The following is a 2454-nucleotide window of genomic DNA, read 5'->3' on the forward strand; positions in this document are numbered from 1 at the left end:
CCCTATGCAGCTACTATGTGTAAATTTCTTTTAATCATTGAGGACAAAGCAAGATAATTGCCCTATGAAAAAAATGAAATATAAATGTCAGATAAAATAAAAAAATTTGAAAGGAATAGAAAAGATTATGGAAACAAAAGAACTAATTAAACAAGCAAGAGAAAAAGGAATAACAATAAAATCTCTTGCAGAAATGACAGATATCAATGCAAGAACTCTTTATAACTATTCTTGTGGTTATCGCAATTTATCAAAAGAGAAAGAAGAAAAGATAAGGAATATACTTTCTTGTCTATTAGAATGATATGTTTGCAGCATTACAAGAAAATATGAGTCCTGAGAACTATACAGCATTTATAAATGATTATCAGCTTTTATATAATAACAAGCTCTGCGGACAATGGAAGCAGCTGCACAAGTTTAAAAAGGACGGAAATATATTTGCTAAAGATATCTTTAAAGAATTGCACGATAAATATAATTATCTAGCCTATAAACAGATAGCAAAGAACAATAAACAAGTACACGCTTTACTACAAGCTCTATTAAATACTAAAGGTATCTATGCAGCTTTTATAGTTGAATTACATTATCTGACAGAAATATATATATCATTTATGATTGAATATGTATTTAAACAAGAGTTACAAAAGCAATCAAATATAAAGATAGTATCAAATGATTATTTAGATATAGTTAAAAAGATAGATATTGTTATGAATGATAAACCAATTCAAATAAAGAATTATAGCTTTATTTCATGCAATGAAACGACAACAGATAGACTAAAAGAATATAAGAATATAAAAGAATTATCATTTATTTTTTACACATTAGAGAAAGATAATATCTGCTTTATGGAAATAGATAATAAAGTCCTGCTGCCGATTGAAAGCATAGATAGCTTTACCGCTTTATTACCAACAAAAGAAATAACATTAGCACAAACGATCGCGGCGGTTCGGTTGGAAGAAAGGATATAAATAAATGGGTGAATTTGAAACAAATCCTAATCAGAAAATAATTAGTGTTCTGAAAGATGGAAAAGCTCAATGTGATACTTCACATATATACATGAAAGCACAAAAGGAAAGTATGTTTAATGCTATGAAAGACTTAACACCAACAAATTTTTTAGTATGGCTTTATCTTGCTAGTCAATCTGATAATTATACTTTTGGTTTTAGTCCAGCTGCTATAAGTCAAGAAACAGGTTTAAAGAAAAGTGCTTTACAAGAGGGTATAAGAGTATTGATAGACCATAACTATTTAATACAAAGAACTGACAGTAATATATATGATTTCTATGAGATACCAAAAACAAAAGAAGAAATAGAGGAAATGAAAAATATACAGATATGCACACATACAGATAATAAAGATAAGAATGGCTTTCAGTTTTAGCGGAAAGGGTATTTAGAAAATCTGAATAGGGTATTTAAAAATTCTTAATAGGGTATGTGAAAAAACTTAATAGGGTATTTAGATTTTCTAAAGAGAAATATAACAAATATTACAACAAATATAACATTGATATATAAACAAAAGAAAGAATGAAAGGAAATAGAAAGAATGAATATCTATGAAAGATACAATGCGCAACGCTCTCAATATAGAGATGATGATAACCCATTGCAGCAGCATATAAAAAACATTTCAAGAATATTTGGTAAAGCTGCTATGAGTGCTTTAGATAGTTACATAATAACTATGATAGAAACTCATGATGGGCGGCGCGCGCTCTTGGATATGAAAGAAATTGATAATGCAACAAAAGCATTAGAAAAAGGAATAGTAGAAACAGTATCTAAAGATTTAAACTCAATGATAAAGCAGATAAATAAAAATCTAAAATAATTGCGGCGGTCGCGGTCTGTTCTTCCTCAGATTAGATTGAGGTGGCAGCAGCCGCCGCAGCATTTTTATTGTGGGGGTTTTAGGGGTATCCCCTAACAAGTTTAGCTTGGTGTACACCAATGCACTGCTTGCAAAGTAGTGATTGGTATATACCAAAGCACCACTTGCCACTTTACATTTCTATTGTTTGCTCTTGGCTGCTGCCGCCAAAAAATCTTTTAAACCATGATTGCTTACGATCGTTTTCATTAGCTGCTGCCTTTGGCGATTCTGATACAATTACTTCTTTCTCTTGCTGCTTATCTTCCAATCGCTGCATTAACATAGCATTTGACTTAATCAGCATATCAATCTGACTTTGCTGCGCTCTGATAGTGTTTTCTTTATCTTCTAAGCTCTTTTCTAACATTTTGATTAGCTTATCTGTTATATCTTTCTCATTTTGCTCATTTGATTGCTCAATTTTCTTGCTTTTGTTCTCATTTTGCTCATTATAATTCTCAAAATGCTCATTTATATTCTCATTATTCTCATTTTCATTCTCGTAATACTCGTTTTTAGATAAATCATCTTCCGCTGCGCTCGTAATTGGATAAA

General features: G+C 30.5%; 5 protein-coding genes. 4 read left to right on the top strand and 1 reads right to left on the bottom strand.

Annotated elements, in window-relative coordinates; translation table 11 throughout:
• The first annotated feature begins 127 nt into the window (after nt 1-127).
• The 4 genes from BLR42_RS22535 to BLR42_RS22185 all read left to right on the top strand — a co-directional run bounded on the left by BLR42_RS22535 (nt 128) and on the right by BLR42_RS22185 (nt 1857).
• Nucleotides 128-304 (top strand): helix-turn-helix domain-containing protein, encoded by a 177-nt coding sequence (locus BLR42_RS22535; protein WP_139165256.1) that lies wholly within the window; start codon nt 128-130, stop codon nt 302-304.
• Nucleotide 305: 1 nt separating this feature from the next.
• Nucleotides 306-983: a hypothetical protein gene (locus tag BLR42_RS22175; protein ID WP_091873907.1), complete on the top strand. Its 678-nt coding sequence runs from the start codon at nt 306-308 to the stop codon at nt 981-983.
• A gap of 4 nt (nt 984-987) precedes the next feature.
• Complete coding sequence (locus tag BLR42_RS22180; RefSeq protein WP_091873909.1) at nt 988-1404, top strand: helix-turn-helix domain-containing protein; 417 nt, start codon at nt 988-990, stop codon at nt 1402-1404.
• A gap of 168 nt (nt 1405-1572) precedes the next feature.
• Nucleotides 1573-1857, top strand: a complete 285-nt coding sequence (locus BLR42_RS22185; RefSeq protein WP_091873912.1) for a hypothetical protein — start codon at nt 1573-1575, stop codon at nt 1855-1857.
• 172 nt (nt 1858-2029) lie between these two features.
• On the opposite strand, the gene BLR42_RS23255 is transcribed toward BLR42_RS22185, so the two are convergent.
• On the bottom strand, nt 2030-2454 hold a 425-nt coding region (locus tag BLR42_RS23255), incomplete at its 5' end, for a hypothetical protein (RefSeq protein WP_170832949.1).

Origin of the sequence: Butyrivibrio sp. INlla16, from assembly GCF_900104155.1 — a bacterium.
GTDB lineage: Bacteria > Bacillota > Clostridia > Lachnospirales > Lachnospiraceae > Butyrivibrio.

Bases quoted from the DNA above. Each gene is read 5' to 3' on its own strand.
- BLR42_RS22180 (WP_091873909.1), top strand. From the start codon at position 988: ATGGGTGAATTTGAAACAAATCCTAATCAGAAAATAATTAGTGTTCTG.
- BLR42_RS22175 (WP_091873907.1), top strand. From the start codon at position 306: ATGTTTGCAGCATTACAAGAAAATATGAGTCCTGAGAACTATACAGCA.
- BLR42_RS22185 (WP_091873912.1), top strand. From the start codon at position 1,573: ATGAATATCTATGAAAGATACAATGCGCAACGCTCTCAATATAGAGAT.
- BLR42_RS22535 (WP_139165256.1), top strand. From the start codon at position 128: ATGGAAACAAAAGAACTAATTAAACAAGCAAGAGAAAAAGGAATAACA.